Origin of the sequence: Spirillospora sp. NPDC048823, assembly GCF_043198445.1 — a bacterium.
In the GTDB taxonomy this organism is placed as follows: Bacteria; Actinomycetota; Actinomycetes; order Streptosporangiales; family Streptosporangiaceae; genus Spirillospora.
The window spans coordinates 22,759-49,499 of record NZ_JBICUT010000020.1 but is presented as its reverse complement, the minus strand read 5'-3'; the positions used below and the strand labels follow the sequence as shown (position 1 = coordinate 49,499).

The 26,741-nt window shown below is 70.7% G+C and carries 20 protein-coding genes and 2 pseudogenes; 8 read left to right on the top strand and 14 right to left on the bottom strand.

All coding sequences use genetic code 11. The annotated features are described in order from the left end of the window. Positions 1 to 94 precede the first annotated feature (94 nt). The 4 genes and pseudogenes from narI to ACGFK0_RS33330 all read right to left on the bottom strand — a co-directional run bounded on the left by narI (position 95) and on the right by ACGFK0_RS33330 (position 4,980). Positions 95 to 658: a respiratory nitrate reductase subunit gamma gene (gene narI, locus ACGFK0_RS33345; protein ID WP_392912411.1), complete on the bottom strand. Its 564-nt coding sequence runs from the start codon at positions 656 to 658 to the stop codon at positions 95 to 97. Between the two features lie 120 nt (positions 659 to 778). After that, positions 779 to 1,637, bottom strand: a pseudogene (locus tag ACGFK0_RS33340) (4Fe-4S dicluster domain-containing protein); the annotation flags it as partial. Further along, a pseudogene (locus tag ACGFK0_RS33335) lies at positions 1,635 to 4,052 on the bottom strand (molybdopterin-dependent oxidoreductase); the annotation flags it as partial. The pseudogenes ACGFK0_RS33335 and ACGFK0_RS33340, both read right to left, overlap by 3 nt. A gap of 337 nt (positions 4,053 to 4,389) precedes the next feature. Next, positions 4,390 to 4,980, bottom strand: a complete 591-nt coding sequence (locus tag ACGFK0_RS33330; protein ID WP_392912233.1) for a TetR family transcriptional regulator — start codon at positions 4,978 to 4,980, stop codon at positions 4,390 to 4,392. Positions 4,981 to 5,133: 153 nt separating this feature from the next. On the opposite strand from ACGFK0_RS33330, the gene ACGFK0_RS33325 reads away from it, so the two are divergent. After that, positions 5,134 to 6,321 carry an alkane 1-monooxygenase gene (locus ACGFK0_RS33325; RefSeq protein WP_392912231.1) on the top strand — a complete coding sequence of 396 codons (1,188 nt, stop codon included), beginning with the start codon at positions 5,134 to 5,136 and terminating at the stop codon, positions 6,319 to 6,321. 21 nt (positions 6,322 to 6,342) lie between these two features. After that, positions 6,343 to 6,531 carry a rubredoxin gene (locus ACGFK0_RS33320; protein WP_392912229.1) on the top strand — a complete coding sequence of 63 codons (189 nt, stop codon included), beginning with the start codon at positions 6,343 to 6,345 and terminating at the stop codon, positions 6,529 to 6,531. A gap of 13 nt (positions 6,532 to 6,544) precedes the next feature. Here the strand turns inward: ACGFK0_RS33320 and ACGFK0_RS33315 are convergent, their stop codons facing one another. After that, the gene (locus tag ACGFK0_RS33315; RefSeq protein ID WP_392912227.1) at positions 6,545 to 7,840 is read right to left on the bottom strand and encodes a PucR family transcriptional regulator; all 1,296 of its coding nucleotides are present in this window, start codon (positions 7,838 to 7,840) and stop codon (positions 6,545 to 6,547) included. Positions 7,841 to 8,072: 232 nt separating this feature from the next. Here ACGFK0_RS33315 and ACGFK0_RS33310 point away from each other — a divergent pair, with 232 nt between their 5' ends. The 4 genes from ACGFK0_RS33310 to ACGFK0_RS33295 are packed head-to-tail and all read left to right on the top strand — an operon-like array spanning position 8,073 to position 13,320. Further along, positions 8,073 to 9,335, top strand: a complete 1,263-nt coding sequence (locus ACGFK0_RS33310) for an acyl-CoA dehydrogenase family protein (RefSeq protein WP_392912225.1) — start codon at positions 8,073 to 8,075, stop codon at positions 9,333 to 9,335. A 40-nt stretch (positions 9,336 to 9,375) separates the two neighbouring features. Then, positions 9,376 to 10,623, top strand: coding sequence for a thiolase family protein (locus ACGFK0_RS33305; RefSeq protein ID WP_392912223.1), 1,248 nt, complete (start codon positions 9,376 to 9,378; stop codon positions 10,621 to 10,623). Continuing rightward, on the top strand, positions 10,620 to 12,236 hold the full coding sequence (locus tag ACGFK0_RS33300) for an AMP-binding protein (RefSeq protein WP_392912221.1): 1,617 nt from the start codon (positions 10,620 to 10,622) through the stop codon (positions 12,234 to 12,236). The genes ACGFK0_RS33305 and ACGFK0_RS33300 overlap by 4 nt, the downstream gene beginning before the upstream one ends. Position 12,237: 1 nt before the next feature. After that, the gene (locus ACGFK0_RS33295; protein WP_392912219.1) at positions 12,238 to 13,320 is read left to right on the top strand and encodes a saccharopine dehydrogenase family protein; all 1,083 of its coding nucleotides are present in this window, start codon (positions 12,238 to 12,240) and stop codon (positions 13,318 to 13,320) included. Positions 13,321 to 13,379: 59 nt separating this feature from the next. Here ACGFK0_RS33295 and ACGFK0_RS33290 read toward each other — a convergent pair whose 3' ends face one another. Next, a complete protein-coding gene (locus tag ACGFK0_RS33290) occupies positions 13,380 to 13,982 on the bottom strand; it encodes a hypothetical protein (RefSeq protein WP_392912217.1) in 603 nt (200 codons plus the stop codon). Between the two features lie 30 nt (positions 13,983 to 14,012). Here ACGFK0_RS33290 and ACGFK0_RS33285 point away from each other — a divergent pair, with 30 nt between their 5' ends. After that, a complete protein-coding gene (locus tag ACGFK0_RS33285) occupies positions 14,013 to 14,573 on the top strand; it encodes a TetR/AcrR family transcriptional regulator (RefSeq protein ID WP_392912215.1) in 561 nt (186 codons plus the stop codon). A gap of 111 nt (positions 14,574 to 14,684) precedes the next feature. On the opposite strand, the gene ACGFK0_RS33280 is transcribed toward ACGFK0_RS33285, so the two are convergent. The 8 genes from ACGFK0_RS33280 to ACGFK0_RS33245 all read right to left on the bottom strand — a co-directional run bounded on the left by ACGFK0_RS33280 (position 14,685) and on the right by ACGFK0_RS33245 (position 24,012). Further along, positions 14,685 to 15,068, bottom strand: a complete 384-nt coding sequence (locus tag ACGFK0_RS33280; RefSeq protein ID WP_392912213.1) for a hypothetical protein — start codon at positions 15,066 to 15,068, stop codon at positions 14,685 to 14,687. Between the two features lie 23 nt (positions 15,069 to 15,091). Beyond that, complete coding sequence (locus tag ACGFK0_RS33275; protein WP_392912211.1) at positions 15,092 to 17,452, bottom strand: nitric-oxide reductase large subunit; 2,361 nt, start codon at positions 17,450 to 17,452, stop codon at positions 15,092 to 15,094. Between the two features lie 396 nt (positions 17,453 to 17,848). Next, positions 17,849 to 18,343 carry a hemerythrin domain-containing protein gene (locus tag ACGFK0_RS33270; protein ID WP_392912209.1) on the bottom strand — a complete coding sequence of 165 codons (495 nt, stop codon included), beginning with the start codon at positions 18,341 to 18,343 and terminating at the stop codon, positions 17,849 to 17,851. Between the two features lie 347 nt (positions 18,344 to 18,690). Further along, positions 18,691 to 19,530 carry a class I SAM-dependent methyltransferase gene (locus ACGFK0_RS33265; RefSeq protein ID WP_392912206.1) on the bottom strand — a complete coding sequence of 280 codons (840 nt, stop codon included), beginning with the start codon at positions 19,528 to 19,530 and terminating at the stop codon, positions 18,691 to 18,693. A gap of 133 nt (positions 19,531 to 19,663) precedes the next feature. Next, complete coding sequence (locus tag ACGFK0_RS33260) at positions 19,664 to 20,887, bottom strand: YncE family protein (RefSeq protein WP_392912203.1); 1,224 nt, start codon at positions 20,885 to 20,887, stop codon at positions 19,664 to 19,666. Positions 20,888 to 20,998: 111 nt separating this feature from the next. Then, positions 20,999 to 22,051: an NYN domain-containing protein gene (locus ACGFK0_RS33255; protein WP_392912200.1), complete on the bottom strand. Its 1,053-nt coding sequence runs from the start codon at positions 22,049 to 22,051 to the stop codon at positions 20,999 to 21,001. 92 nt (positions 22,052 to 22,143) lie between these two features. Further along, the gene (locus tag ACGFK0_RS33250) at positions 22,144 to 22,389 is read right to left on the bottom strand and encodes an acyl-CoA carboxylase subunit epsilon (RefSeq protein WP_392912198.1); all 246 of its coding nucleotides are present in this window, start codon (positions 22,387 to 22,389) and stop codon (positions 22,144 to 22,146) included. A 30-nt stretch (positions 22,390 to 22,419) separates the two neighbouring features. After that, positions 22,420 to 24,012, bottom strand: coding sequence for an acyl-CoA carboxylase subunit beta (locus ACGFK0_RS33245; protein ID WP_392912196.1), 1,593 nt, complete (start codon positions 24,010 to 24,012; stop codon positions 22,420 to 22,422). Positions 24,013 to 24,108: 96 nt separating this feature from the next. On the opposite strand from ACGFK0_RS33245, the gene ACGFK0_RS33240 reads away from it, so the two are divergent. After that, complete coding sequence (locus tag ACGFK0_RS33240; RefSeq protein WP_392912194.1) at positions 24,109 to 26,736, top strand: phosphoenolpyruvate carboxylase; 2,628 nt, start codon at positions 24,109 to 24,111, stop codon at positions 26,734 to 26,736. Positions 26,737 to 26,741 lie beyond the last annotated feature (5 nt).

Below are 26,741 nucleotides of genomic sequence, written 5' to 3'. Positions count from 1 at the left end.
CCGACCAGGTGCGGGTGGTCACCCCCTGCGGGTGGTCACCCCCTGCGGGGGAAGCTCGCCGTGCACCTCGAAGCGGTCGGCGTAGGGGATTCCGTCATGTGTGCTCGCTCTCCAAGGTGGACGCGGACTCCGGCCGCGGTGTACGGCGGCGGTAGACGACGTACGGGCGCCACAGGTAGGCGATCGGTGCGGACCAGACGTGCACGAGCCGGGTGAACGGCCACATCGCGAAGAGCGCGAAGGCCGACAGTAGGTGCAGCTGGTAGACCAGCGGCACGTCCGCCATGAGCTCCCCGTCGGGGCGGAAGTAGAAGACGCCGCGGAACCACACCGCGACGGTGGCGCGGTAGTCGTACCCGCCGCCGAGCATGTTGCGGCCCACGACCGCCGCCATCCCGAGCAGGATCACCACCGCGAGGACGCCGAAGAGCGCCTTGTCCATCCGGGTGGTGGTCCTGCGGACCCGCCCGTTGGTGAAGCGGCGGGCCAGCAGCAGGCCCAGCCCCGCGACGGCCATCATGCCCGCGACGGTCCCGCCGGTCACCGAGGTCGTGTGGTAGGCGTGCTCGGAGACGCCCACGGCCTCGGTCCAGCCCTTGGGTATCAGCAGTCCGAGGAGATGGCCGCCGATCACCGCGAACATGCCGAGGTGGAAGATCCGCGCGCGCCGCGAGGAGCTCGTCGTCGGGGTATTGCAGCAGCAGCGACACCAGGCGCAACAGCGGGCGCCGATCCAGGTCCAGGGAACCGCCGTGCACCCTGCGGCGGTGGCGGAGCGTCATGGCGTTCCCTCCCGCTTGACGAAGAGCGGCAGGGCGGTGCGGCCGTCGGTGCGGCGGGTGGATCCGGTGCCGGGCAGGTGGAATCCGGCCATGCCGGGGCCGCCGTCGCCGTCGAGACTGCAGCCGTCCACCTGCGCGGCGAGTGCGGCGGCGTCCTCGCGGTGTGCGGCGGGGATGACGTAGCGGTCGTCGTACTTGGCGATGGCCAGCAGCCGGTACATCTCCTCCATTTCGGCGGCGGTCATGCCGACCGCGTCCAGGACGTCCTGGGCGGCGGCGCCGTCGAGCGTGCGCGAGCGCATGTGGGCGCGCATCGCCGACAGCTTCATCAGTGCCCCGGCGACGATCTCGGTGTCGCCTGCGGTGAACAGCTCGGCCAGGTATTCGAGCGGGATGCGCAGTTCGGTGATGGTGTGGAAGACCTCGTCCGGGTCGTCGGCGTCGGCCCCCGCGCCGGTGACGGCGTCCAGCACCGGCGATAGCGGCGTCGAGGAAGACCCGGCGCTGCGCCTCCAGCAGGTCCCGCGGGTCGGGGACGCTCGCCGCCTCGGTCACCCTGTCGGCGTCATAGAGGATGAGGCCGATGTAGCGCAGCCGTCCGACGCAGGTCTCGGCGCATACCGCGGGCTGGCCGGCCTCGATCCGCGGGTAGCAGAAGGTGCACTTCTCCGCCTTGCCGGTCCGGTGGTTGACGTACACCTTCTTGTACGGGCAGGACGAGACGCACATGCGCCAGCCGCGGCACCGGTCCTGGTCGACCAGGACGATTCCGTCCTCTTCCCTCTTGTACATCGCGCCCGACGGGCAGGCCGAGACGCAGGAGGGGTTGAGGCAGTGCTCGCAGATGCGCGGCAGGATGGCTTCGCACATGTGCTCGGCGCGGGCCAGCGAGGGACGTCCGTCCTCGGCGACGCCGTTCTGGCTGCGCAGGTAGGCCATTTCCGGCTCCACCCGGTAGGTCACGCCCTTGGTGGTGAGCCCGAGCGCTTCCAGCAGCGGGCCGATGGCGCGCATCTTCGTGCCGACCGCGGCGTAGTCGCGTTCGATCGGAACCAGCTTGGGCATGGTGCGGCCGGGCACGGGCTCACCGTCGCCGCGCTTCCAGTCGCGCACCCGGCCGCCCGGCTGGGCCAGCTCGTCGGGGGTGTCGTGGGTCAGCGGCACCGACAGCACGTCGGTACGGGTGCCCAGATGGTCCGCGGCGAGCTCGGAGAACCGGTCGGCGAGCGTCAGGAACGCGTCGTAGTCGGTGCGCGCCTGCCAGGGCGGGTTGATCGCCGGGTTGAAGGCGTGTACGAAGGGGTGCATGTCCGTGCTGGACAGGTCGTGCTTCTCGTACCAGGTCGCGGCCGGAAGCACGACGTCGGCGAACAACCCGGTGGAGGTCATCCGGAAATCGATCGCCGTGAGCAGGTCGAGCTTGCCGTCGGCGGCCTCCTGCCGCCAGGTGACCTCGCTGGGGCGCAGCTCAGGCGGGCTCTCCTCACCGCGGACGGCCGCGTCGGTGCCGAGCAGATGACGCAGGAAGTACTCGTTGCCCTTCCCGGAGGAGCCCAGCAGGTTCGCCCGCCACACCGTCAGCACCCGCGGGAAGTTGGCCGGGGAGCCCGGATCCTCGGCGGCGAATCGCAGTCGGCCCGCTTTCAGTTCAGCCACGATGTAATCGGCGACCGACATGCCCGCGGCCGCCGCCTCGTCCGCCAGGTCCAGCGGATTGCGGTCGAACGCGGGGTAGGACGGCAGCCAGCCCAGCCGCCTGGGCGTTGCAGTCCGCGAACGACCGGCCCGCGAACGTCCCCGGGCCGAGCGGGCTCGCCAGCTCGTCGGCGCCGAACCCGGGGTGGCCCATACCGCCACTGGTCGGAGGCCAGGTAGAAGAACGGTGTGCCCGCCATATGCCGGGTGGGCCGCTGCCAGTCCAGCGCGAACGCCAGATGCTGGAATCCGGTGACCGGCCGTACCTTCTCCTGCCCGACATAGTGAGCCCAGCCGCCACCGTTGACGCCCTGGCAGCCGGTCAGCATCACCAGCGACAGGAACGCCCGGTAGATCTGGTCGGAATGGAACCAGTGGTTGGTACCCGCGCCCATCGCGATCATGGACCGGCCGCGGGTGCGCTCGGCGTTGCGGGCGAACTCGCGAGCGATCCGGGCGATGGTCGCGGCCGGGACCGACGTGATCTCCTCCGCCCAGGCCGGGGTGTAGGGCGCGGACGGGTCGTCATAGGAGTCCGGCCAGTCGCCGGGCAGGCCGCCGCGGTCCACGCCGTACTGGGCGATCAGCAGGTCGAACACGGTGGTGACCAGGTGCCCCCCGATCTCGGTGACCGGTACGCCGCGGCGCATCGCGGCACCGCCCTCTGTCGCGCCCTGGTCGAACCGCGGCAGATCGATCGCGGCCTTCTCCTCGGTGTGCTCCAGCAGGCTCAACGCCGGCTCGATGTCACCGAGGTCCAGGTTCCAGCGGCCCTCACCCTGCTTCCCCCAGCGGAACCCCAGCGAGCCGTTCGGCACCCGGGGCCGCCCGGTGGCCTCGTCCAGCATGACCGCCTTGAATTCGGCGTTCTCGCCGACCTCCCCGAGGTCGGCGGCGGTGAGGAAGCGGCCGGGCACGTACGCGCCCTCCCGCTGTTGCAGGGTCACCAGGCAGGGCAGGTCGGTGAAGCGGCGCACGTAGTCGCTGAAGTAGGGGACCTGCCGGTCACGGAAGAACTCGGTGAGCACGACGTGGCCCATCGCCATGGCCAGGGCTCCGTCGGTGCCCGGGTGCGGGGCCAGCCAGTCGTCGGCGAACTTGACGTTGTCGGCGTAGTCGGGGCTGACCGCCACGACCTTCGTACCCCGGTACCGGGACTCGGTCATGAAGTGCGCGTCCGGATGCCGCGACCGGGTCGCCCAGGCGGGCCTTGGCCTCCCGCCACATCTCCAGCAGGACCCCGCGCACGTACGGGTAGCGCACACGCGAGGGAGAGTAGGTGTACCAGGAGAAGGACGCCCCACGCGGGCAGCCCCGCGGCTCGTACTCCGGCGACTCCGGGCCGATCGACGGATAGTCGGTCGCCTGATGCTCCCAGGTGATCAAACCGTCTTTGACGAACACCTTCCACGAGCACGACCCGGTGCAGTTCACGCCGTGCGTGGAACGGACGACCTTGTCGTGCGCCCACCGGTCCCGGTAGAAGCGGTCCCACGCACCCGGGTCGATCTCATGGAGCGTCCGGCCGTCGTCCGACACCGTGGCCTTGGTGAAGAACTTCCGAGCCGCCAGCAGCGGCCAGGTGCCGGGGACGCTGTCGGTCCGGGGCCTGCCATCGTGCCGACCGGTCACGACACCGCCCCCATCGGCCTGAAGAATGCGATCATGCGACGGAGCATGCTCGCCGCCCACCCGACGCAGCAGGGCCTAAAGTCCCAGGATCTGGACCGAAAGGCCCATTTCGGACCCATCTTTATTGCGGTGGCCCCTATTTCGTTACCGGCAGGCCTTTTACCGTGGGATGTCCATCACCACTGAGCGTGCCCGGCAGGCGCAGCCCGTCCTCGCTCAGCCGCCGCCATCCTCCGGTACCACCTGCAAGTGGCGCCGGGGGCCGTCCCAAGATCATCGATCAGGGTGAGGGGGAGGCGATGCGCATGACGATCTCGGCCACCCGCTCGGCGGTCTCCTCGGGAGAGGCCACGGGCTGGAGGACATGGCTGATGGTGACCCGGACGGTGGTCTCGACGGCGAGGCTTCTCGACAAGGGGTCGACCGCCGGCCAGGTGTCGGCCGCATAGGCGCCGAGCCACGTCTCGGCGGTGCGCACCAGCAGGTCGGAACGGACCGTGAGGAGTGCCAGCAGTTCCTCGTTGCCGTTGTCGGTGCCGGTCAGAATGGCCTTGACCAGCGGGTTTCCGACCGCCTGGCGGAGCAGGAAGCACACCCCGGCGGTGACCGCGGCGCGCATGTCGTTGATGTTGGCGTCGAGCCGCTCCTGGATGCCCGTCAGGAAGCGCTCCTCCTCGCGCAGTACCAGCGCCTCGCCGATCGCGTCGCGGGTGCCGAACTCGGTGTAGACCGTCTGCCTGCTCACTCCCGCGGCGGCGGCCAGGCGGGTCATCCGCATCTTGGCCCACCCGTCCGCGGCGATCAGCTCGTAGGCCGCGTCCAGCAGGCGCTCACGCAGCAGCGAACGGACGGTCTCTCGGTAAGGCGTCATCTCAAGGTCATCGTAGTCGGCCGCCCGGCCGGGCCCCGGGGCGGGAACGGCCCGGGCGTCCTGGCATGTGAGGCAGATCATAGTTGACACCCATTGGGCAACATGTCTAACTATTGGACAACTTTCCCAAACCTGTAAGGGTGGGTGACGGGCATGATGGCCACCGTCGGCGTCGACACGGACGGCTCCGCCAGAGCCGCGGACACCTGGAGGGATCCCAAGCGTTTCCTGTGGCTGCTCGGCCTGCTGGTCCCCGCCGTCCCGCTCGCGGGCTGGGGGCTGGTCAACCTCACCGGGCTGCGGGCGTTCTGGTGGTTCGGTCTGGTGGCGATCTTCGTCGTCTTCCCCTTCTTCGACCGGATCTTCGGGGAGGACCCCACCAACCCGCCCGAGAGCGCGATGGGCCGGCTGGAGAAGGACCGCTTCTACATGTGGGCCAACATCCTCTACATTCCGATCCAGTACACGTCTCTGATCGTCGGCTGCGCGATCCTGGTGCGCGAGTCGATGTCCGTGGTCGACCGGATCGGGTTCGCCACCACCATCGGCACCGTCGGCGGCATCGCCATCGCGGCCGCGCACGAGATGGGGCACCGCCGGGAGAAGGTGGAGTTCTTCCTGTCCAAGGTCACCCTGGCCCAGACCGGCTACGGCCACTTCGTCGCCGAGCACAACCGGGGCCACCACGTGCGGGTCGCCACTCCGGAGGACCCGGCCAGCGCCCGGATGGGCGAGTCGTTCTACCGGTTCCTGCCCCGGACGGTCTTCGGGGGACTGCGCTCGTGCTGGCGGCTGGAGAGGAAGCGGCTCACCCGGCAGGGCAAAAGCATGCTGAGCCCGCGCAACGCGATGATCCAGGGCTGGCTGGCGACCGCCGCGCTGTTCGGCGGCCTGACCTTCGTCTTCGGCCTCGGACTGCTGCCCTACCTGGTCCTGCAGGCCGTCCTCGGCTTCATGATGCTGGAGGTCGTCAACTACCTGGAGCACTACGGGCTGCTGCGTCAGCGGACCGCCACCGGACGCTACGAGCGCACCACCCCGGAGCACAGCTGGAACAGCAACCGCGTCGCCTCCAACGTGCTGCTCTACAACCTGCAGCGGCACTCCGACCACCACGCCTACCCCGGTCGCCGCTACCAGATGCTGCGGCACTTCCCGGAGTCCCCGCAGCTGCCGGCGGGCTACGCCACCATGATCGTGCGGGCGCTGGTGCCGGCCTGGTGGTTCCGCACCATGGACCGGAGGCTCCTGGAGCATTACGACGGCGACATCACGCGCTGCAATGTCCATCCCGCCAAGCGCCGAAAGTTGCTGGCCCGCCACGGCGCGGCCGCCCGCTGAGACGAAGGAAAGGTCACCGACATGGACGAGGACGCATTCAGGATCTGGGAGTGCCAGGGGTGCGGCTTCATCTACGACGAGGCGAAGGGATGGCCGGAAGAGGGCTTTCCGCCCGGCACGCGCTGGGAGGACATCCCCGATGACTGGTGCTGCCCGGACTGCCAGATGAGCAAGTCGGGCTTTGAGATGGTCGAGCGGATCGGCGCCTGACCTCGCTCCGCACTCACCTCCGGTGGGGCGTCCCACCGGAGGGTGCGGGAGCGCAGAGCACGGACGGCCCGAGCCACCGGCAGGCGAACAGCGCGAGCTCCACCTCCAGGCGGTCGTCCCCGACCGGGCGGCCGCGCACCTCCTCGGCCTTGTGCACCCGGTAGAGGACCGTGTTCTTGTGCAGCGTGAGCCGTTTGGCGGTCTCAAGGTAGCTGCCGCGGGAGGCGAGGAACACGTACAGCGTCTCCCGCAGCCGGGCATTCTGGTCGTCGTCGGCGGCGAGCGGTCCGAGGGTGCCCACGACCCACTCCCGGGTACCGGTCAGGTCCGCCGCCATGAGGGCCACGGGCGCGATCCGGCCGAACAGGGTCACGGGCCGGCCCGTGGACCCCGCCGCGACCGCGACCGTCCGGGCCCGCTCCGCCTCGCGGATCGTCCGGCGGAAGCCCGCGACGCCGGGGGAGGGGTCGCCGACGGCCAGCCGGATCCCGCGGCCCCGCCCCGCCAGGACGTCGCCGAAGGCCTCCGGATCGAGGCGGACCGGCGACCGCAGCGGAAGCCACGCTCGGGCACTGGACTCGTCCCGCGGGATCACCAGCGGCCGGCCGCACGCGGCCAGGCGTTCGGCGACCCGCCGCACCACCAGTTCGACCCTGGCCAGGGAGCCGCCCTCGCCGCCCGGGTCCGCTTCGCCGACCCAGGCGACCAGGCCCAGATGGGTGCCGTGCAGCGGATGGCCGAGGGCCGCCTCGGCCGCCCGGACGTCCACCTCGGTGCCCCCTTCGAGCAGTGAGCGGACCTGCTCGGCGCGGGCCGCGTCCGCGTACCGGAGCCACTGCTCGCGTTCGCGGATGTACGTGGTGACGACATATTCGGTGACCTGGTCGATATAGGCGAACGCGCTCTCGTTCAAGGCCTGTCCGGCCGCCAGCGCGGTGTCCCGGTCGGTTACGTGGGCGACCAGCTCGTTGTAGCACCATCGGGTGAAGACGGCCTGCCCGAGCCGGTAGGCGCGGATGAGCAGCCTGATCGGGATGTCGCGCTGGGCGAGCCGGCGGGCGTACTCGGCGGCGGCCGGGGGAGCCTCGACCTGCTCGATCGGGATGCCGTGCCCGATCACGTGGACCGCGGTGGTCACATTCGCCTCGACGCTCGCCGACAGCAGGTCGACGAGGTCCAGGTCCTCGCGGAGCGGGGGGTTCTCGTCGAGGATGTTCGCGACGATCTCGCCGGTGATGTCGCCGATCCTCGGATCGAGCGCGGCGATGGCGTTCGCGACCGAAGCGTGGACCGGCACGTTGAGGTCCATATGGCGATGGTAGGAGCCGCGGCCCCGGAGAACAGCGGGTCGGCTGTGACGATTTCGATTTCGTGCGCTGCGCCCGATGCCGCGGTGAATGTTCGGGACGCGGTCCCAATGGCAGCGGATTCGGTCCTTCCTACGCTCTGCGGCATACCACCGATCTGATCGCCCATCCCGGCTCACCGGACCCGCCGCCGGCACGTACGTGCCCCGTAGGCACGCTGAAGTGAGGACCGACGTGAATCCTGACGTTATCGGCATCCCCGAGATGCCCGAATATTTGGCGCTGCCGCCCACCGGCCTCGGCGCACCGCTGACGTCCGGCCAGCAGGATCTGCTCGACCTGGTCCGGAGCTTCGCCGACGAGCATATCCGGCCCACCGGAACCCTCCTCGACCGGCTCGACCCGGAAGAGGTCATCGCTGCGGACTCACCGCTGTGGCCGTTCCTGCGGACGTTCGGGGACCTCGGCGTCACAACCTCGACGATCATGCAGCTGCCGCCGGCCGACCTGCCGGTGCTCCTGCCCGCGCTGTGGGAGGAACTCGGCGCCGCCGACGCCGGGCTGGCCATCACCATCGGCGCGGGCATGCTGCCCAGCCTCATGATGACCGCGTGGGGCCGGCACGACCTGCTGGAGAAGTACCCCGAGTCGCTCCTCGGCTGCTGGGCCATCACCGAACCCGACCACGGCTCGGACATGCTCGACGCGGACGGGGCGGCCTTCCACCCGGAGGGCGAGTACGGGCGGCCCAACCTCGTCGCCGTCCGCAAGGGGGACCGGCTCGTCCTCGACGGGCAGAAGTCCGCGTGGGTGTCGAACGGCTGCATCGCCCAGGTGGCGATCCTCTACACCGCCTATGACGAAGGCGACGGGCCCCGACCCGGCATGGTGCTGCTCGTGCCGCTCGACCGCGAAGGCGTGTCCCGGGGCCGGCCGCTCGACAAGCTGGGCCAGCGTTCCCTCAACCAGGGCGAGATCTTCTTCGACGGCGTCGAGCTGGAGCCGGAACTGGTGCTCGCCGGCCCGGACGAGTACCAGGGAGCCGTCTACTCGATCCTGGCCGAGGCCAACGCGTCGATGGGCGCGATGTTCACCGGGGTCGCGCGCGAGGCGTACGGGCTGGCGCTGGCCTACGCGCACACCCGGCGGCAGGGCGGCGTCCCGATCATCCGCCACCAGAACGTGCGGGCCCGGCTCTTCCACATGTTCCGCCGGGTCGAGGTGGCGCGGTCGCTGGCCCGCCAGGTCTTCCTGCACAACATGACGCATCCGGTGCCGGCGCTGCAGGGCTCGATCGCCTCGAAGATCACCTCCACCCGGATCGCCTTCGAGGTGGCCGACGACGCGCTGCAGATCTTCGGCGGCAACGGGCTCAGCCGGGAGTACCCGATGGAGAAGCTGCTGCGCGACGCGCGCGCCTCGCTCATCGAGGACGGCTGCAACGAGCTGCTGGCGATCAAGGGCGGGTCCCGGCTGGTGAACCCGTCCCTGCTGTGAACCCCGCCGGCCCCACCACCGCACGCAGAGGGAGGACCTGATGGAGATGCGCGCCTACGTCGCGGGCGTCGGAATGACACGGTTCGGCAAGTTCCTGGACCGCGGCCTGAAATCGCTGGCGGCCGAGGCGATCGAGGCCGCGCTGAAGGACGCCGGGCTCGACCGCGGCCGGATCCAGGCCGCCTATATGGGCAACGCCGCCGCGAGCGTCATCACCGGGCAGGTCCTGATCCCGGGGGAGGTCGTCCTGCGCGGCATGGGGATCGGCCGCATCCCCGTCGTCAACGTGGAGAACGCCTGCGCGACGTCGGCCACCGCCTTCCACCAGGCGGCGGCCATGATCACCGCAGGGGTCTACGACGTCGTCCTCGTCACCGGCTTCGAGAAGCTCCATCACCAGGACAAGCTTCGGACCTTCTCGGTCTTCCAAGGGGCCATCGACGTGGAGGCCGCGGCCGAGACGATGGCGTGGCTGGCCCGGAAGGCGGCCGAGGCCGAGTCGGCGACGGGCGCCGGCACGGAAGGCCAGGGCAGATCGGTGTTCATGGACCTGTACGCCGAGCTCGCCCGGTCGTACATGCGGGAGTACGGCGCGACTCCGCGGCACTTCGCGATGGTGTCCGCGAAGAACTCGGTGCACGGCAGCCTCAACCCGAAGGCGCAGTACCAGAAGGCGCTCACCGTGCAGGACGTCCTCGCCGCGCCAATGGTCGTGGACCCGCTGACGCTCACGATGTGCTCCCCGATCGGGGACGGCGCCGCCGCGATCGTGCTCGTCTCCGAGCGGACGGCCGCCGAGCTGGGCCTTCGCGACCGCGTCCGGGTGCTGTCCTCGGTGCTGGCATCCGGCTGGGACCACGAGCCCGCCGGCGACGACCTGACGGCGGTCGAGTACGCGGCGCGGGCAGCCTACGAGACCGGTGGGGTCGGCCCGGACGACCTGGACGTCGTCGAACTCCACGACGCCTCGTCGCCCGCCGAACTCGTCCACTACGAGTACCTGGGGCTGGCGCCGAAGGGGGAGGGCGTCCGGCTGGTCGAGGACGGCGACACCAGGGTCGGCGGCCGGATCCCGGTCAACACGTCCGGCGGCCTGCTGCGCAAGGGGCACCCCATCGGCGCCTCGGGTGCCGGCCAGATCGTCGAGCTGGCCGATCAGCTCCGCGGGCGCTGCGGCGCCCGGCAGGTGGCCGGGGCGCGGACGGCGCTGGCCGAGAACGGCGGCGGATTCGTCGGCGGCGACGTCGGCGCCATCGTGGTCAGCGTCCTGCGGAGGGAGTCGCGATGACCGGGCGGACCCTGGCCCACATTGTGGCCGAGCACGCGAACATCCGTCCCGACCTGCCCGTGCTGACCGTCGAGGGCGGCGGCGCCCGCCCCGACGAGGTGCGCAACTACCTGGACCTGTGGGACAACGGCCAGCGGCTGGCCCGCGGGCTGCGCGACCTCGGCATGGACGCCGGGGATCGGTTCGCCCTGCTGATGGCCAACCACGCCGAGTTCGTCGAGGCGATGGTGGCCGCCGCGATCTCCGGCACCGTGTTCGTGCCGATCGACCCGCGCACTCGCGGGGACCGGCTGGCGTTCATGCTGCGCACGACTGGCTGCCGCGGTGTGATCGCCGCCGACTACGCGCTGGACGGGCTGGCGAGCGCGCTGCCGGACGCGCCGGGCCTGCGGTGGGCAGTGGTGCTGGACACCGGTGAGGCGCCGCCGGCCGGGGACGTGCCGAGCCTGCCGGCCGGGATCACCGTCCGGCGCTACCCCGAGGTGCTGATCGGCAGCCCCACGGAACTGGCGATCGCCGGCGGCGACCCCGACCGTCCGATGCAGTTCATCTTCACCTCGGGTACCACGGGCGACCCGAAGGCCATCGTGATGACGCACCGCCGCTTCTGCGACACGGCCGCCCTCGCCCCGCTCATCTTCGGATACGCCCCGGACGAGCGGCCCTACTCCGGCCTGTCGCTCACCCACGCCAACGCGCAGCTCGTCACCCTCGGCGCGTCCCTGGCGGGCGGGCTGCCCTGCGTGCTGTCCCGCCGCTTCAGCAAGTCCCGGCTCTGGGACATCACCCACCGGTACGGGTGCACGACGTTCGCCCTGCTCGGGGGGATGACGACCGCCATCTACGCCGAGCCGCCGCAACCCGGTGACGCGGACAACCCGGTGCGCGTCGTGATCTCGTCCGGCATGCCCGCCGCCCTGTGGGACGACTTCGAGAAGCGCTTCGGCGTACGGCTGCTGGAGTTCTACGGCGCGGCGGAAGGCGGGCTCACCATCAAACCGGTCGGGGAGGGTCCGGTCGGGAGCATCGGCAGGCCGGTGCCCGTCCTGGAGCACCGCATCGTCGACGAGCAAGGACGTGACTGCCCGCCGGGGGTACCGGGCGAGCTGCTGTTCCGCAACGCCGACCACACGCCGTTCGCGGTGCAGTACTGGGACCGGCCGGACGACTCGGCCGCCAAATGCCGGGACGGCTGGCTGCACATGGGCGACGTCGTCCGGCAGGACGAGGACGGCTGGCTGTACTTCGAGTACCGCAAGGGCGGCGGCATCCGGCACAACGGCGAGTTCATCGCCCCGGCGGTCGTCGAGAAGGTCGTCGCCGAGTGCCCGGACGTGGACGACGTGCACGTGTACGGCGTTCCGGCGGCGTCGGGGGCGCCCGGAGAGAAGGACGTGGTCGCCGCCGCCGTCCCCCGCGACCGCGCCGCGTTCGACCCGCAGTCGGTGTTCCGCGCCTGCCGGGCGGGCCTGGAGCCGGGCGCGGTGCCGACGTACGTCCAGGTACTCGACCAGATCCCGAAGACCGCCTCGGAGAAGCCGCAGGAGCGCTTCCTGCTCGAAGCCTTCGAACACGACCCCGACTCCGTCCACACCGAACAGCGAGGAGCCTGATATGGCTGCACCGATAGTCGTCTACGGCATGAGCGGCTACACCGGCCGGATGATCGCCGAGTACCTGACCCGGAACCGGCTGCCGTTCATCGCGGCGGGCCGCGACGAGCAGCGGCTCAAGGACGCGCTCGACCGGGTGCCGGGCGAGCACGATGCGCAGGTGTGCGCCGTCCGGCACGACGAGGCGGCGCTCACCGAGCTGTTCAGCGGGGCACGGATCGTCGTGAACGTGGTCGGTCCGTTCGGCCAGCTCGCCGAGCCGGTCGTCCGGGCGGCGCTCGCGGCCGGCTGCCACTACATCGACACGACGGGCGAGCAGGACTACGCCACCGACATGCGGGACCGCTACGGACCCTCGTTCGCCGACCGCGACCTGGTGTTCGTGTCCGCCTGCGCCTTCATGTGGACGGCCGGGATGATCGCCGCCGAACTCGCCCTGGAGACGCCGGGCATCGACTCACTGGACATCCTGTACGCCCCCAAATCGATGCCCACCGTCGCCTCGACGCTGTCCTTCCTGCGCATGTGCTGCCTGCCGCAGCATTACAAGCAGGACGGGGCGCTTCTCGAATGGCCGGCGGGCACGGCTGTGGACGTGACGGTCCCCGGCCGGCACGCCGTCCACACCGGGCTGCCGTGGGGCGGGGGCTTCGAGCCGCTGTGGTTCCGGGAGGACACCCGGGTGCGCAACTGCCAGGTGCTCGTGGCGCTTCCCAAGTCACCGCTCGTCGACTTCATCCGGGACCGGGTCGCGGCCTACCAGGACCTCGCCCAGACCAAGTCCCGGGAGGAACTGGAGGAGGTGACCAACGAGTGGGCCATGTTCGTCGCCTCCGAACCCCCCAGGGAGGTCCCCGAGGTCAACCACGTGACCATCTCCTGCTGGGCGCGCGGCGCCACCGTCGGCCGCCATGTGCTGCTGCACACGACCTCGCCGTACCTCCAGACCGGGGCCCTGATCGCGGAGTCCTGCCGCCGCATTCTCGACGGCCGGCTGCGCGCGGTCGGCTTCCAACCCGCCACCGCGGCCTTCGGCCACCGGGAACTGATGGCGGCCCTGGCCGAACACGGCCTCCACGGCTGACCCGGCCCACTTCGGCGCCGGGCACCACCACGTGACCGGCAGCCGCCCCGCACAGGGAACTACTCGACGCGGCCCTGCGGCTCATCGCCGCCGGCGGACTGCGCGCCGTCTGCCGCGACTGCCGAGTCAAAGCGATTCGCCGCAGACGCCACCGGCACCGCGTGGCTGACGAGGACGTGCGCGGTCACCGCGCCCGTTGCGCACAGCAGGGCGTCGAACACCACGAACGACCCGACCAGGAGGCCCAACGTCGGTGCACCGAGAGCTTCCCTCGCCTCCGTCACCGCCTGCGGGAAGGTGTCGTCCAAGGCCCAGTAGGCCAGCAGATCGCTGACCGGCGCCAGCGCGATGCAGGCCAGGATGAGCCCGAAGAAGATGGCCACGAAGCCCAAGCCGGCACGGGCGGGATTGCGTCGCGGGCCGACGCACACTGTGACGAGCCCCACGTATAGCGCCGTCAGCGGGAAGTCGATGAACAGTGCGTAAAGCACCTCGACGATGACCAGCGTCAGTGGACCGAGCCGCGGCTGGAGTTGTTCGTAGGAGGGGCCCATCACCAGGGGCGCGGCCGCGATCGCCAGGATGCTGAGTGCCAGCGCGAGGCCCGCCTGCTTGAACAGTCCGGCTTTGGTTCTCGTATCAGACGGTCGATATCTCCACATGGAGAAGAGCCTATCAGGTAGCCTCTCCACATGGAGAAGACGGCACGCGACAGACTGGTCACAGCCGCCCTGGCTCTGCTCGGCCGCGAGGGTGCGGGGGCGGTCACCGTCCGCGCGGTGGAGAACCAGGCCGGCCTGCCGCACGGCAGCGTCCGGCACCACTTCGGCGGGCTGAACGGGATGCGTCAGGCGCTGGTTCGCGGGCTGCTTGAGGCCGAGCAGGCGGAGGTGTCGGACCGGAGCGTGGCGGACCTCGTCCACCACTGGACGGGCGAGGGCTCGCGCACCGCGACAGCCCGCTACGAGGTAATGCTGATGGCGACGCGGGATCCGGCACTCCGCAAGATCTTCCTGGCCGCCCGTGACCGACTCGCGCAGCGGCTCACCGCTGAAGGGATCCCGGAGCGCGAGGCCGCCACCCTACTCGCGATGCTCGACGGCATCGTGCTGGACGCCATCCTCCGCGGACGTGAGCCCGACCTGCACCTCTGGCAGGACGCGCTCGCCCGTGCCCTACATGCCCCGGGAACGAGCGAACACGCCCCCGGAACGAGCGAACACGGTCAGCCTGGATACCGGCGGCATGGCTGACGGTGCCCCCGGATGGCGTACCCGGGCGGGCGGCACGCCGGGCGCCCTGCGCGCGTGCCGGGCGCCCGGCGTGCCGCCGCAGCGGGCTCCGCACACCCCCGGGCCGGGAGATCAGGACCGGTCCGGGGGTGTACGGGCGCCGGGTCGGCCCGCGAACGCGTGTGCCAGGACGGCAGTGGTCGTGGCCGCGGTCAGGCCGACTGCGCCCAGCATCGCGATCTCGGCGGGACGGTGGTGACGGGCCAGCTCGACGATCACCAGCGTGATCGCGGACAGGGCTGTGATCAGCGCGATCAGCGTGTTCAGCCGACCTGCCTCCGAATGCGGCCAGTCGTCCTGGTCGGTCGGCGGCGGCTCGGGCACCTGCCGCCGGTGGGCGGCTAGTGCCCGGCTCCGCCACGGGGAGGTGTCGATCTTCCCGAGCCGGTGGATGCCGCCCGCCACACCGACCAGCAGCAGCGCGTAGCAGGCGATGAAGACAGCTTCGGAGTGCATGGCTCACTTCCTCCCAGCGCTGCTCAGCCTTGTTCGCCCGTCGTGTCGGGGTGGTCGACGACCTCGGTGAACAGCGCCAACTCCGCCTCCGGCCCGGACTGGAGGTCCGCGGGTTGCGTGGCACTACCGCCGCTCTCGTCCAGTGCATGTCGGCCCCGGTGCCGGATCGCCTTCCAGGTCAGCCAGAGCAGCGGCAGCACACCGCCGCCGATGAACAGCACGTCCCCGGGCAGCCTCAGCCATTCGAACAGTGCGTTCGTCGAGTTGCCGACGAACTCCAGGCTGCGCGCGTCGTAGTACCCGACGTCCACCGAATGGTAGAGCTGCAAGATCCCGAGGGGCATCAGTGTGGCGAATGACATCCAGGCCAGTCCCGCGTTCAGCGACCAGAAACTGATCGACGCCAGCCGGTCCGACCAGTACTTCTCCGGCACCAGGTAGCGCAGCGCGAAGATCGCGAAGCCGACCGCCAGCATTCCGTAGACGCCCATCATCGCGGCGTGGCTGTGGTTCGCGGTGAGCATCGTCCCGATCTCGTAATACGAGACGATCGGGAGGTTGATCAGGAAGCCGAACACGCCGGCGCCGAGGAAGTTCCAGAAGCCGACCGCGACGAGGAACATGACCGCCCACCGGTGTGGGAAGGCCGTTGCGCTCCTGGACTCCTGCCGCGCTCCGAGCCGGATGAACGTCCACGCTTCGACGGTGAGGAACGTCAGCGGGATGACCTCGAAGGCGGAGAAGAACGCGCCGAGCGCCAGCACCTCCGCCGGCTCGCCGTTGAAGTACCAGTGGTGTGCCGTCCCGATGACGCCGCCGACGCTATACAGGATGATGTCGAGGAAGACCACCCGCAATGCGATCTTCTCCCTGACCACACCGAGCAGCACGAAGATGTAGGCGACCATCACCGTGGTGAACAGTTCCAGGAAGTCCTCGACCCACAGGTGCACGACCATGAAACGCCAGAAATCAGAGATCGCGTAGTTGCTGTTGTCGCTGGTCATCAGCCCGGCGGAATACACGATCGGGAGCGCCAGCGCCGCGAAGAAGAACAGCCATGGCAGGTTGCCGCGGTTCTCACCCGACAGCCGGTGCCGCATCCCGCGCCACAGGATCACCACCCAGAACGCCATGCCGAGTGTGAGGAGAATCTGCCAGAACTTGCCGAGATCCAGATACTCCCACCCCTGCATGCCGATCCACTTCCAGAGCCCGCCGAAGGCGCCGTGGATGCCGGCGAGTTCGCCCAGCAGCGACCCGACCACCACGATGACCAGGGCGCCGAGGAGCAGGTACGACAGCAGCGACTGTCCCTTCGGGTCCCGCCTGCGGGTGATCATCGGGATGAGGAAGATCCCGGCGGCGAGGAAGCTGGTCGCTACCCAGAGCAGCGACAGCTGAACGTGCCAGGCCCGGACCACGTTGAACGGCAGCCAGCGGTCCAGCGGGATGCCGAAGAAGCTGTCCAGGTCCGCCCGGTAGTGCTGCCCAGCGGCACCGGCGAATGTCTGGACCAGGAACATCCCGGCCATCACGAAGAAGAACCAGGCCATCGCTCGCTGGCTCGGTGTCAGCGGCACCGACCGGGGTTCCTTGAACCGCAGCTCCCGATGGTCGCGGCCGTGCCAGCCGAGCCAGTTCCACCGCCCGAACGCGGCGAACAGCGCGCCGGTACCGCCGATCAGCGCGATGAGGCTGAGCACACTCCACACCACCGTGGACCCGGTCGGTGAGTTGCCGACCAGCGGCTCGGCCGGCCAGTTGTTGGTGTAGCTGTACTCCTTGCCGGGACGTTCGGTCGACGACGCCCAGGCGCTCCACGCGAAGTAGGCGGTCAGCTGCCTGATCTCAGCCGGATCGGTGATCGCGTCGGGGCGCAGGCCGGTCTTGCCCTGCGGCTGGCCGAAGAACCCGGCGTAGTGCTGGGTCAGCGCGGAGAAGGCGGCTGCCTGCGCGTCCGAGATGGTGAGGGTGCCGGACTTCTCGTCGTAGGTGTTCGTCCGGAAGTCCTTGATCGTCCGTTCCAGCGGGGTGTCCGTCCCGCCGTGGGAACCGTTGACGAGCAGGGCGGCACGGTGCAGGTAGTCGGCGGTGAAGTCGGGGCCGAGGTAGCCGCCGTGCCCGAAGATCGAGCCGTACTCCATCAGGCCGTTCTTGAGGAAGACGTCCTGGCCGGCCATGACGTCGGCATGGGTGAACACTGTTTCGCCAGCCGCCGAGACCGTGCGATCGGGGATCGGGGGAGTCGACCGGTAGCTCTGGAACCCCATCAGCACCAGCACGAAGAAGCCGAAACAGGTGATGAGGGCGGCGGCCTGAACCCAGCCGCGACCGATGAGTGGAAGACGTCGCTGGGGAGGCGGCGCTGGTGACGCTGTCACGGAACCTCCAGTTGGGGGACTGGTCGGCAGCGGCGCAGAGCGCCGTGCCCAGCCGTGCGCATCCACGTTCACGCGGCTGCGAACCCGCGGAGGACGATGATTTTTCACGACCAGTGATAGTTTTTACATCAGTGGTAGTGAGAACAACAACCCATCGGGCGCCGTGGACGGAGAGAGATGTCTTACAGCCTGTGCGAGCCGCTCCGCTCCACACGTGCAGACCACGTCCACTGCGCTGCTCTCGGGCTTCCGGTGCTGCACCCACTCGACCGTGGCCTGCCGCCCGCCCTGGCCGTTGTCGCGGCCCTGGCGCCTGAGCAGTGAGAGCTGAGCCACGGCGAGTGGGTCTTCATTTATTACTAGTGAAGGCTGTAATAAATGAGCCCGAGCGTGGGCTCAGACGTCCCGGTCCCGAGCCGTCGCCGCCCAGGTCAGCAGGTCCAGCCCTGCATCCCGGGCCTTCCGTCGTGCCCCGAGGATGTCGTCGACCGTCTCATCGGGAAGGGTCTCCACCATGATGGACAACCCGTCGCAGTCGCTGACGTGCGGCAGGATCTGCCGGGTCAGCCCCACCCCGCGTTCGGCGTGCGCCGCGTTCAGCTGGTCTTGGTCGACGATCTCATACAACTGGCGGACGTTCCGGATGGCACCGTCGTGGTCGGTGAGCAGCTTGTCGACGTACTCGTCCCCGAAGATGTCCACCAGCCGTGGATACATGGCCTCTTCCTCGTAGCGGAAGTGCGGGCCGGTGGCGCTGTCAACGGCAGCGAGGAGCTCGCGCGCCCGGACCGGGTCACGCTTCTGGAATGCCTCCACCAGGTTGAGGAGCAGGTCACGGACACCCCGGTGCTCGGTCCGGAACACCTCCGTGAATTCTTCGACGACGGTCATGGTCAGCCTTTCTGGGGCGGGAGTCCTCAGGTGCGGCGCTTCGGGCGCTGTGGCGGTCAGACACGTGTCAGGACGTCCGGGAACGGCCGGCTGGGGACCGGCGTCCATCCGTCCCCGCGGTGCGGCCCGGAACGGCTGCTCACAGTCTGTCGACGCGGAGAAGCGCCCGAACATGGCCTTAGGTCCCTGCACTACGAGGCCGTTGGTCATATGCTCGTGCATCAGGCCCTCGGCGGGCTCAGCCGGCCGACGCGGTGGTGTGGCGCCCAACGGCGTCCGGCGCCTTCTTCCGGCAACGCACCGGCATGACTCCCACCGCCTTCCGGGCCACCGCCCGCGGCACGGCCCTACGAGGCGTCGTCCGCCGCCGCCGTGTCCGATACGGCGCCGGCGTTCCTATGTGCGATGAGCGCCACGGCGACGAGGGACGAGCGGTGCTCCCGGAAGACCTTGCGCATGTCGAGGACACGGCGGCGGGCGTCCCCCTGTACGAGCAGGTTCTTACCGAAACGCAGTGCCCCGCCCAGGCCTTCGTCTGAGACGAGCCTGCGTACTTGCAGCAGAGCCATCGGGGCCGTCTCGACGCGCTCGATCGCGAACCCGTGCGCTTCGAGAAGTGCCCGCCACTCGCCGACCGTCTGCGGGCGCGCGTTGACCTTGATGCTGTGGGCCAGTGCCTGCCGCACCTGTGTCTTGATGTCGTCCTCGATCTGGTCCGGGGTGAGGGCGAGCTCGTGGATCGCGTACCGCCCCCCGGGACGCAGAATCCGGGCGGCCTCCGCGACGATCGCGCCTTTGGCCTTGTCGCCCTGCATCGTGAGCATCGCCTCGCCGAGGACGACGTCGGCGCTTGCGTCCGGTAGCCCGGTCACCGCGGCCTCCGCCACCCGCACCGTCCCGTGCCCGCCCACCACCTGCCGGACTCGTGCGGCGGCGTCCGGATCGCCGTCGATGCCGATGTACCCGCCGGGGCGACGCCCGATGATCTCCTGCGCGGTGCGGCCGAGTCCGGGTGCCAGTTCGACGATGTCGCACCCGCCGATCTCCGCGTGATCGAGCATGCGCCGTGTCAGCGCGATGCCTCCCGGACGGAGCACCCTCTTGCCGAGCCGCGCAAGCAGCCAATGCCCTTGAACCTTGTCGTTGGAGCGCCCCGAAGCGGGGACGATCTGTGCGTGCCGGCTCACGTCGGCTCCTCCGTTCTCTACCCCGAACCTCAAATGAGGTTAGCCTAACCTAATCTGCGGGAGTGGCCGGGGTCCGGACAAGGCAGGTGTGACCACGTCACGCCGACACGGTGTGGACGGCCCCCGCGCGTGATCAGCGGAACAGGCCGGTTCCGCCCAGCGAGTACCGGCCCGGCTGCGGGTGGAGGCGCAGGCCCGCCAGGCGCCCCGCGACCCTGGCCTTCCGCAGGACCCGCCCCGTCCGGGTGGACACCGCGTAGACGAGGCCGGCGGGGTCGGCGAGCCACAGCGCCGTCCCGTCCGACGACACCCCGCCCGGTATCGGTGAGCCGCCGCCGGGCAGCGGCCAGCGGGACGTGACCCGCCGGGTGCCGAAGTCGACGGCGGCGAGGATGCCGCCGCCCGCCACGAACAGGCGGCGCGCGTTCCGGCCGATGGACAGGCCGCGCGCGCCCGGCGCGGTACGGACGAACCCCAGCACGGCGAACCGTCCGGCGTCGACGAGCCAGACCCCGCCCTTGACGGAGTCGGCGACGTAGAACAGGGTGCCGTCCGGCGACAACCGCAGGTCACCGGGACGCGCGCCGTCCGGCAGCCGGATCGTCCCCGAGACCCGGCGGCCCGCGAGGTCCACGCGGGCGATCGCACCGGCGGACGCGCAGGTCGTCACCAGCGACGAACCGTCCAGCGTGAAGTCGGCGTGCCCGGCGGCGCAGGGCATCGGCACCGACGCGCTGCGCCGCATCGTGTCCGGGTCGCGGACGTCGACGCGGCGCGACCGGCGGGACAGGACCAGCGCGTTCCGCCCGTCCGGGGTGAAGTAGAGCCCGGTGGTGCCCGTGGCGTTCACCGTACGGCCCCGCTCGGGGCCGTGCGGCCCGACCGGCACGAGCATGCCGTGCGTCCGGCCGGTGGCCCACAGCCGCCGCAGATCCCAGGACGGCACGAGCCGCGACGCCGGCGCCCCCGTGTACAGCCGCCCGACGATCTGGAGGGTGTCCGGGTCGATGACGTCGATGAACGGCCCGTGCGCGACGTACAGCCGGGGCGGCATGCTTCGCGCGTGCGGCGCGATCATCCCCGGGCCGGTGGCGGCGTAGGCGTGCCCGCCCGCCGGCGCCACCGGGACGCCGCCGCCGTCGCCGCCGCCGGACGGGTCGGGCGTTGCGCTGTCGGGACGCGGGCTCAGGTACGGCGCCGGCCCGCCGAGCCCGACCACCGGCCGGCCCGGGGCGCCCTCCCCGGGCGGGTAGAACGGCACGGGCGACTCGCACCCGGCCAGAACTCCGCAGGTCAGTGCGAGGGCCGCGGTGAGCGGGAGCGCGGCGGCCCGTGATCGTCCTCCTCGACATCCCATGCAACGGTCCCCCTTACACGGCGGGGACCTTACCGAGAGACGACTCCCCGTGTCCGGCCAATTGCGAAACGTGTTGATCGTCGCAGGAGGCCGGCCGGAACCGCGGGGGAGTCAGTCGGACTTGCCGATGCCGATGCCGAACTCGCGGTAGACGCGCTCCCAGAAGCCGTCCCGCAGCCAGGTGCGGGCCTCCTGGTAGGGGCGCAGGGAGCCGCCGAGCTCCTTCTCCGCCTCGATCAGCAGCTCCTTGTCGATGACGGGCGGCAGGATCGGGCCGGGCAGCAGGTCACGGATGTTGTCCCGGCCCCGCTCGAAGATCCACTTCTGTGCCACATGCTCACCGATCTCCAGCATGTGGTCGCGGTCGGGGCCGAGCTTGCCGTCGGTCGCCGCGGTGGAGTTCATCGACGCGGCCACCGTCGCGGGCGTCGCACCGGCCGGGACGGGGACGGTGGTGCGGACGGCCGCCGGTGACGGCTTGACCGCCGGGGGACGTCCCGCGAACACCTGCGACGGCGACGGGACGGGGCTCGTGCGCTGCGCGGCGGCCGCGGCGTCGCGGACGGCGGCGGCGCTGCCGGGCGCGGGCACCGGAAGCACCTTGGCCTTGGTGAAGTAGGGGCGCAGGAAATCGGAGGGCAGCACCTCGACGGTGTCGGACTCCCACACCAGCCACTCGGCCTGGTTCGAGCCGTGCGTCGGCTCGACGCCCCACAGGTGCACGCGGACGCCGTAGCGCTGCGCGGCCTCGACGGCGGGCAGCATGTCCTCGTCACCGGCCAGCAGCACCGCGTCGGTGATCGCGCGGTGCCGGGCAAGGGCCTCCAGGTCGGCGCGCAGCTGGGCGTCCACGCCCTTCTGCTGGCCCTGCGCGTTCAGGTTGCCCAGCCGCAGCTTCACCAGCGGCAGGTTCGCGATGACGCGCTGGTCGACCGTCGGCTGCCGTTTCGGCGCGGCGTCGAACCAGTACACCCGCAGCAGCTCGCCGGCCACCTGGTCGTCGGCGTGCGCGGTCAGCGCCTTGATCAGCTTCTCCGCGGCGACCCGGTACTCGCGCCTGGACCCGCAGCTGAGCAACAGGGCACCCGAGGCCGCGTAAAGATACCCCGCGTCGACGAAGATGGCGTATCGCGCTGGCTGTGGGACGAACTCCGAGGTGGCCATGACCTTCCACCTTATTCGTGCCGGGCCCCCGCTGGGCGTGAACCGCGGTTACACATCGCTCCGGCGGCCGGGACGGGGTTCCCGCCCGGAGGTCAGCGCGGCAGGCCGCCGGCCCGCCACGCGCCCGCGCCGCGCGGCCGCAGTTCGCCCGCGAACGTGCTGCGGACGAGCCGGGAGCGGTCCGCCCACCGCGATGGCCTGGCCGCGCCGCCGTCCCCGTCCCGGGCGGTCGCGGCGGCCCGGGCGCGGGCGGTCAGCACGGCGACGAGCGCCGCGATCTCCTCCGGGCCGGGATCGCCCCGGACGATCTGGAGGAAGGGCTTGCTGTCAGCGGTCACGGAATCTCCTGACCTCCTGGGAGGGTCGGGTCAGAGCGGGATGTTCCCATGCTTCTTGGGCGGCAGCGTGGTGCGCTTCTCGCGCAGCGCCCGCAGCGCCCGCACGACCTGCCCGCGCGTCTCGGACGGCTTGATCACGTTGTCGATGTAGCCGCGCTCGGCCGCGATGTAGGGGTTGGCGAGCGTGTCCTCGTACTCGGTGATCAGCTCGGCGCGGCGGGCGTCGGGGTCGTCCGCCGCGGCCAGGTCGCGCCGGTACAGGATGTTGACCGCGCCCTGCGCGCCCATCACCGCGATCTGCGCGGTCGGCCACGCCAGGTTGATGTCGGCGCCGAGGTGCTTGGACCCCATGACGTCGTAGGCGCCGCCGTACGCCTTGCGCGTGATGATGGTCACGAGCGGGACGGTCGCCTCCGCGTAGGCGAACAGCAGCTTCGCGCCGCGCCGGATGATCCCGTTCCACTCCTGGTCGGTGCCGGGAAGGAAGCCGGGGACGTCCACGAACGTCAGCACCGGGATGTTGAACGCGTCGCAGGTCCGCACGAACCGGGCGGCCTTCTCCGACGCGTCGATGTCGAGCGTCCCCGCGAACTGCATCGGCTGGTTGGCGACGACGCCGACCGAATGGCCTTCGACCCGCCCGAACCCGACGATGATGTTCGGCGCGTACAGCTCCTGCACTTCCAGGAACTCGCCGTCGTCCAGCACGTGCTCGATGGCGGTGTGCATGTCGTACGGCTGGTTGGGCGAGTCGGGGACGAGGGTGTCGAGTTCCTCGACGAGTTCCGCCGGGTCGACGGGGACGCCGAACGCGGGCGCGTCCGCGAGGTTGTTCGACGGCAGGTACGACAGCAGCGCCTTGACGTACTCGATCGCGTCGTCCTCGTCCGACCCCTGGTAGTGGGCGACACCGGACTTGGAGTTGTGCGAGTGCGCGCCGCCCAGTTCCTCCATCGTCACCTCTTCGCCGGTGACCGTCTTGATCACGTCCGGCCCGGTGATGAACATGTGGGACGTCTGGTCGACCATGACGATGAAGTCGGTGATCGCGGGGGAGTACACGGCGCCGCCCGCGCACGGCCCCATCACGAGCGAGATCTGCGGGATCACCCCGGACGCGTGCACGTTCCTCTTGAAGATCTCGGCGTACAGGCCGAGCGCGACCACGCCCTCCTGGATCCGCGCGCCGCCGGAGTCGTTGATGCCGACCACCGGGCAGCCCGTCTTGATCGCGTGGTCCATGACCTTGCAGATCTTCTCGCCGAAGACCTCGCCGAGGGAGCCGCCGGAGACGGTGAAGTCCTGGCTGAACACCGCGACGGGACGGCCGTCCACCGTGCCGTGGCCGGTGACCACGCCGTCGCCGTAGGGACGGTTCTTCTCCATCCCGAAGTTCGTGGAGCGGTGCCGCGCCATCTCGTCGAACTCGACGAACGAGCCGGGGTCCAGGAGCGCGTCGATCCGCTCCCGGGCCGTCATCTTGCCCTTGGCGTGCTGCTTCTCGACGGCACGCGCCGATCCCGCGTGCACCGCCTCGTACCTGCGCCGCTCCAGGTCCGCGATCTTTCCCGCCGTGGTGTGGAGGTCGTACTCCACCGGGGGTTCAGGGGCTTCCGTCGCCATGCGGGCCAGAGTAACCGGCCGCTGATGACGCAGGTGCGCGCGGGGTCGCCGACCGGGACGGACCCCGCGTGACCACGCCTGGTTAGGCTTGGGCGGGTGGCTACGAAGACGCGTGAGATCTTTCGGCAGGACCTGCCCGAACCGCTGCGCCGCGATGTGCGGCTCCTCGGCGCGATGCTCGGCGACGGCCTCGTGGAGTACGGCGGCCAGGGGCTGCTGGACGACGTCGAACGGCTCCGCCACGCGGTGATCGCCGCCCGTCGCGGCGAGACGGCCGGCTCGGACGTCGCCGCCATCGTCGACGGCTGGACGCTGGAACGTGCCGAGCAGGTGGCCCGCGCCTTCACCGTGTACTTCCACCTGACGAACCTCGCGGAGGAGCACCACCGCATCCGGACGCTGCGGGAACGCGACACCGGCGACACCGTCCCCGGCTCCGTGGCCGCCACCGTCCAGCACATCCGCGCCTCCACCGACGGCCGGCTCGACGGCCTCATCGAGGGCCTGGAGTTCCGCCCGGTCTTCACCGCCCACCCGACCGAGGCCCGCCGCCGCGCGGTCGTCACCGCCATCCAGCGGATCAGCGACCTGATGACGCGGCTGAACGACGCCCCCGGCGCGACCGAGCGCGAGGAGATCGAGCGGAGCCTCCGCGAGGAGATCGACCTGCTGTGGCGGACGGCGCTGCGCCGCGGCACCCAGCTCGACCCCCTCGACGAGGTCCGCACCGCGATGGCCGCGTTCGACGAGACGATCTTCCGCGTCGTCCCGCACATCTACCGGGCCCTGGACCGCGCCCTGCAGCCCGGCGACGACGGCACCCGGCCGCCGAAGGCCCGCCCGTACCTGCGCTTCGGCAGCTGGATCGGCGGCGACCGCGACGGGAACCCCTACGTCACCGCGCAGATCACCCGGGACGCGGTCATGATCCAGGCCGATCACATCCTGCGCGCCCTGGAGAACGCCTGCGCCCGGATCGGCCGGGAACTGACCGTCCACGAGGCCACGACACCCGCCTCCAAGGACCTTCTGGGCGCCCTCGCCGCCGCACGCACCGCCCACCCGTCCCACCTCCGCGAGATCGCCAAGCGCTCACCGGGCGAGCCGCACCGCCAGTTCCTCCTGTACGCCGCCGCCCGTATCGCCGCGACCCGCGACCGCGACGCCGACCTCGCCTACCCCTCCCCGGACGAACTTCTCGCCGACCTGCGCGCCGTCCAGGACTCCCTGGCCGGCGCGGGCGCCGCACGGCAGGCGTACGGACGCGTCCAGCACCTCGTCTGGCAGGTCGAGACGTTCGGCTTCCACCTCGCCGAACTGGAGATCCGGCAGCACTCCGAACTCCACGAGAAGGCCCTCGCCGAGCTGAAGGCCGACCAGTCCGACACGTCCGAGATGACCGAGGAGATCCTCGAAACCCTCCGGACCGTCGCCTGGATCCAGGGCCGCTTCGGGGTCCGCGCCTGCCACCGCTACATCGTCTCGTTCACCCGCTCCGCCGACGACATCGCCAACGTCCACGAACTCGCCGCCTCCCTCGGCGACGGCGCCCCCGTCCTGGACGTCATCCCGCTGTTCGAGACCGGCGAGGACCTCGGACGCGCCCCGTCCGTCCTCGACGGGATGCTGCGGATCCCGGCCGTCCAGGACCGCCTGGACGCCACCGGGCGCCGCCTGGAGGTCATGCTCGGCTACTCCGACTCGGCCAAGCAGCTCGGCCCGACCAGCGCGACCCTCCGCCTCTACGACACCCAGGAGGCCCTCGCCGCCTGGGCCGCCCGCAACGACGTCAGGCTGACGCTGTTCCACGGCCGCGGCGGCTCCCTCGGCCGCGGCGGCGGCCCCGCCAACCGGGCGATCCTGGCGCAGGCGCCGGGCTCGGTCGCGGGCCGCTTCAAGGTCACCGAGCAGGGCGAGGTCATCTTCGCCCGCTACGGCCACCGCGAGATCGCCAAGCGGCACGTCGAGCAGGTCACCAGCGCCGTCCTGCTGGCCTCCACCGACGCCGTCCAGGACCGCGCCCGCGAGGCCGCCGCCCGCTTCCGCCCCCTGGCCGACAAGATCAGCGACGCCGCCAGGGCGGCGTTCCGCGGCCTCATCGAAACCGAGGACTTCGCCGCCTGGTTCACCCAGGTCAGCCCCCTGGAGGAGATCTCCGGGCTGCGCATCGGCTCCCGCCCGTCCCGCCGCAAGGCCGCGCAGGGCCTGGAGGACCTGCGAGCCATCCCGTGGGTGTTCGCCTGGACGCAGACCCGCGTCAACCTTCCCGGCTGGTACGGCCTGGGCAGCGGCCTAGCCGCGGTCTCCGACGACGGCAAGGACCTCACCGGACTCCGCGACGCCTACGAGGCATGGCCCCTGTTCAACACCCTCCTCGACAACGCCGAGATGAGCCTGGCCAAGTCGGACCGCGCGATCGCCGAACGCTACCTGGCCCTGGGCGACCGCCCGGAACTCTCCGAGACCGTCCTCGCCGAGTACGACCGCACCCACCGCCTGGTCCTGGCGGTCACCGGCCACGAACGCCTCCTGGAGAACCGCCGCGTCCTCTCCCGAGCCGTGGAACTGCGCAACCCCTACGTGGACGCCCTCTCCCACCTGCAGCTACGAGCCCTGACCGCCCTCCGCGCCGGCGTCTCGGACGACGAGGAACGCGCCCACCTGGAGGCTCTGCTCCTCCTGTCCGTGAACGGCGTGGCCGCAGGCCTCCAGAACACCGGCTGACCTGT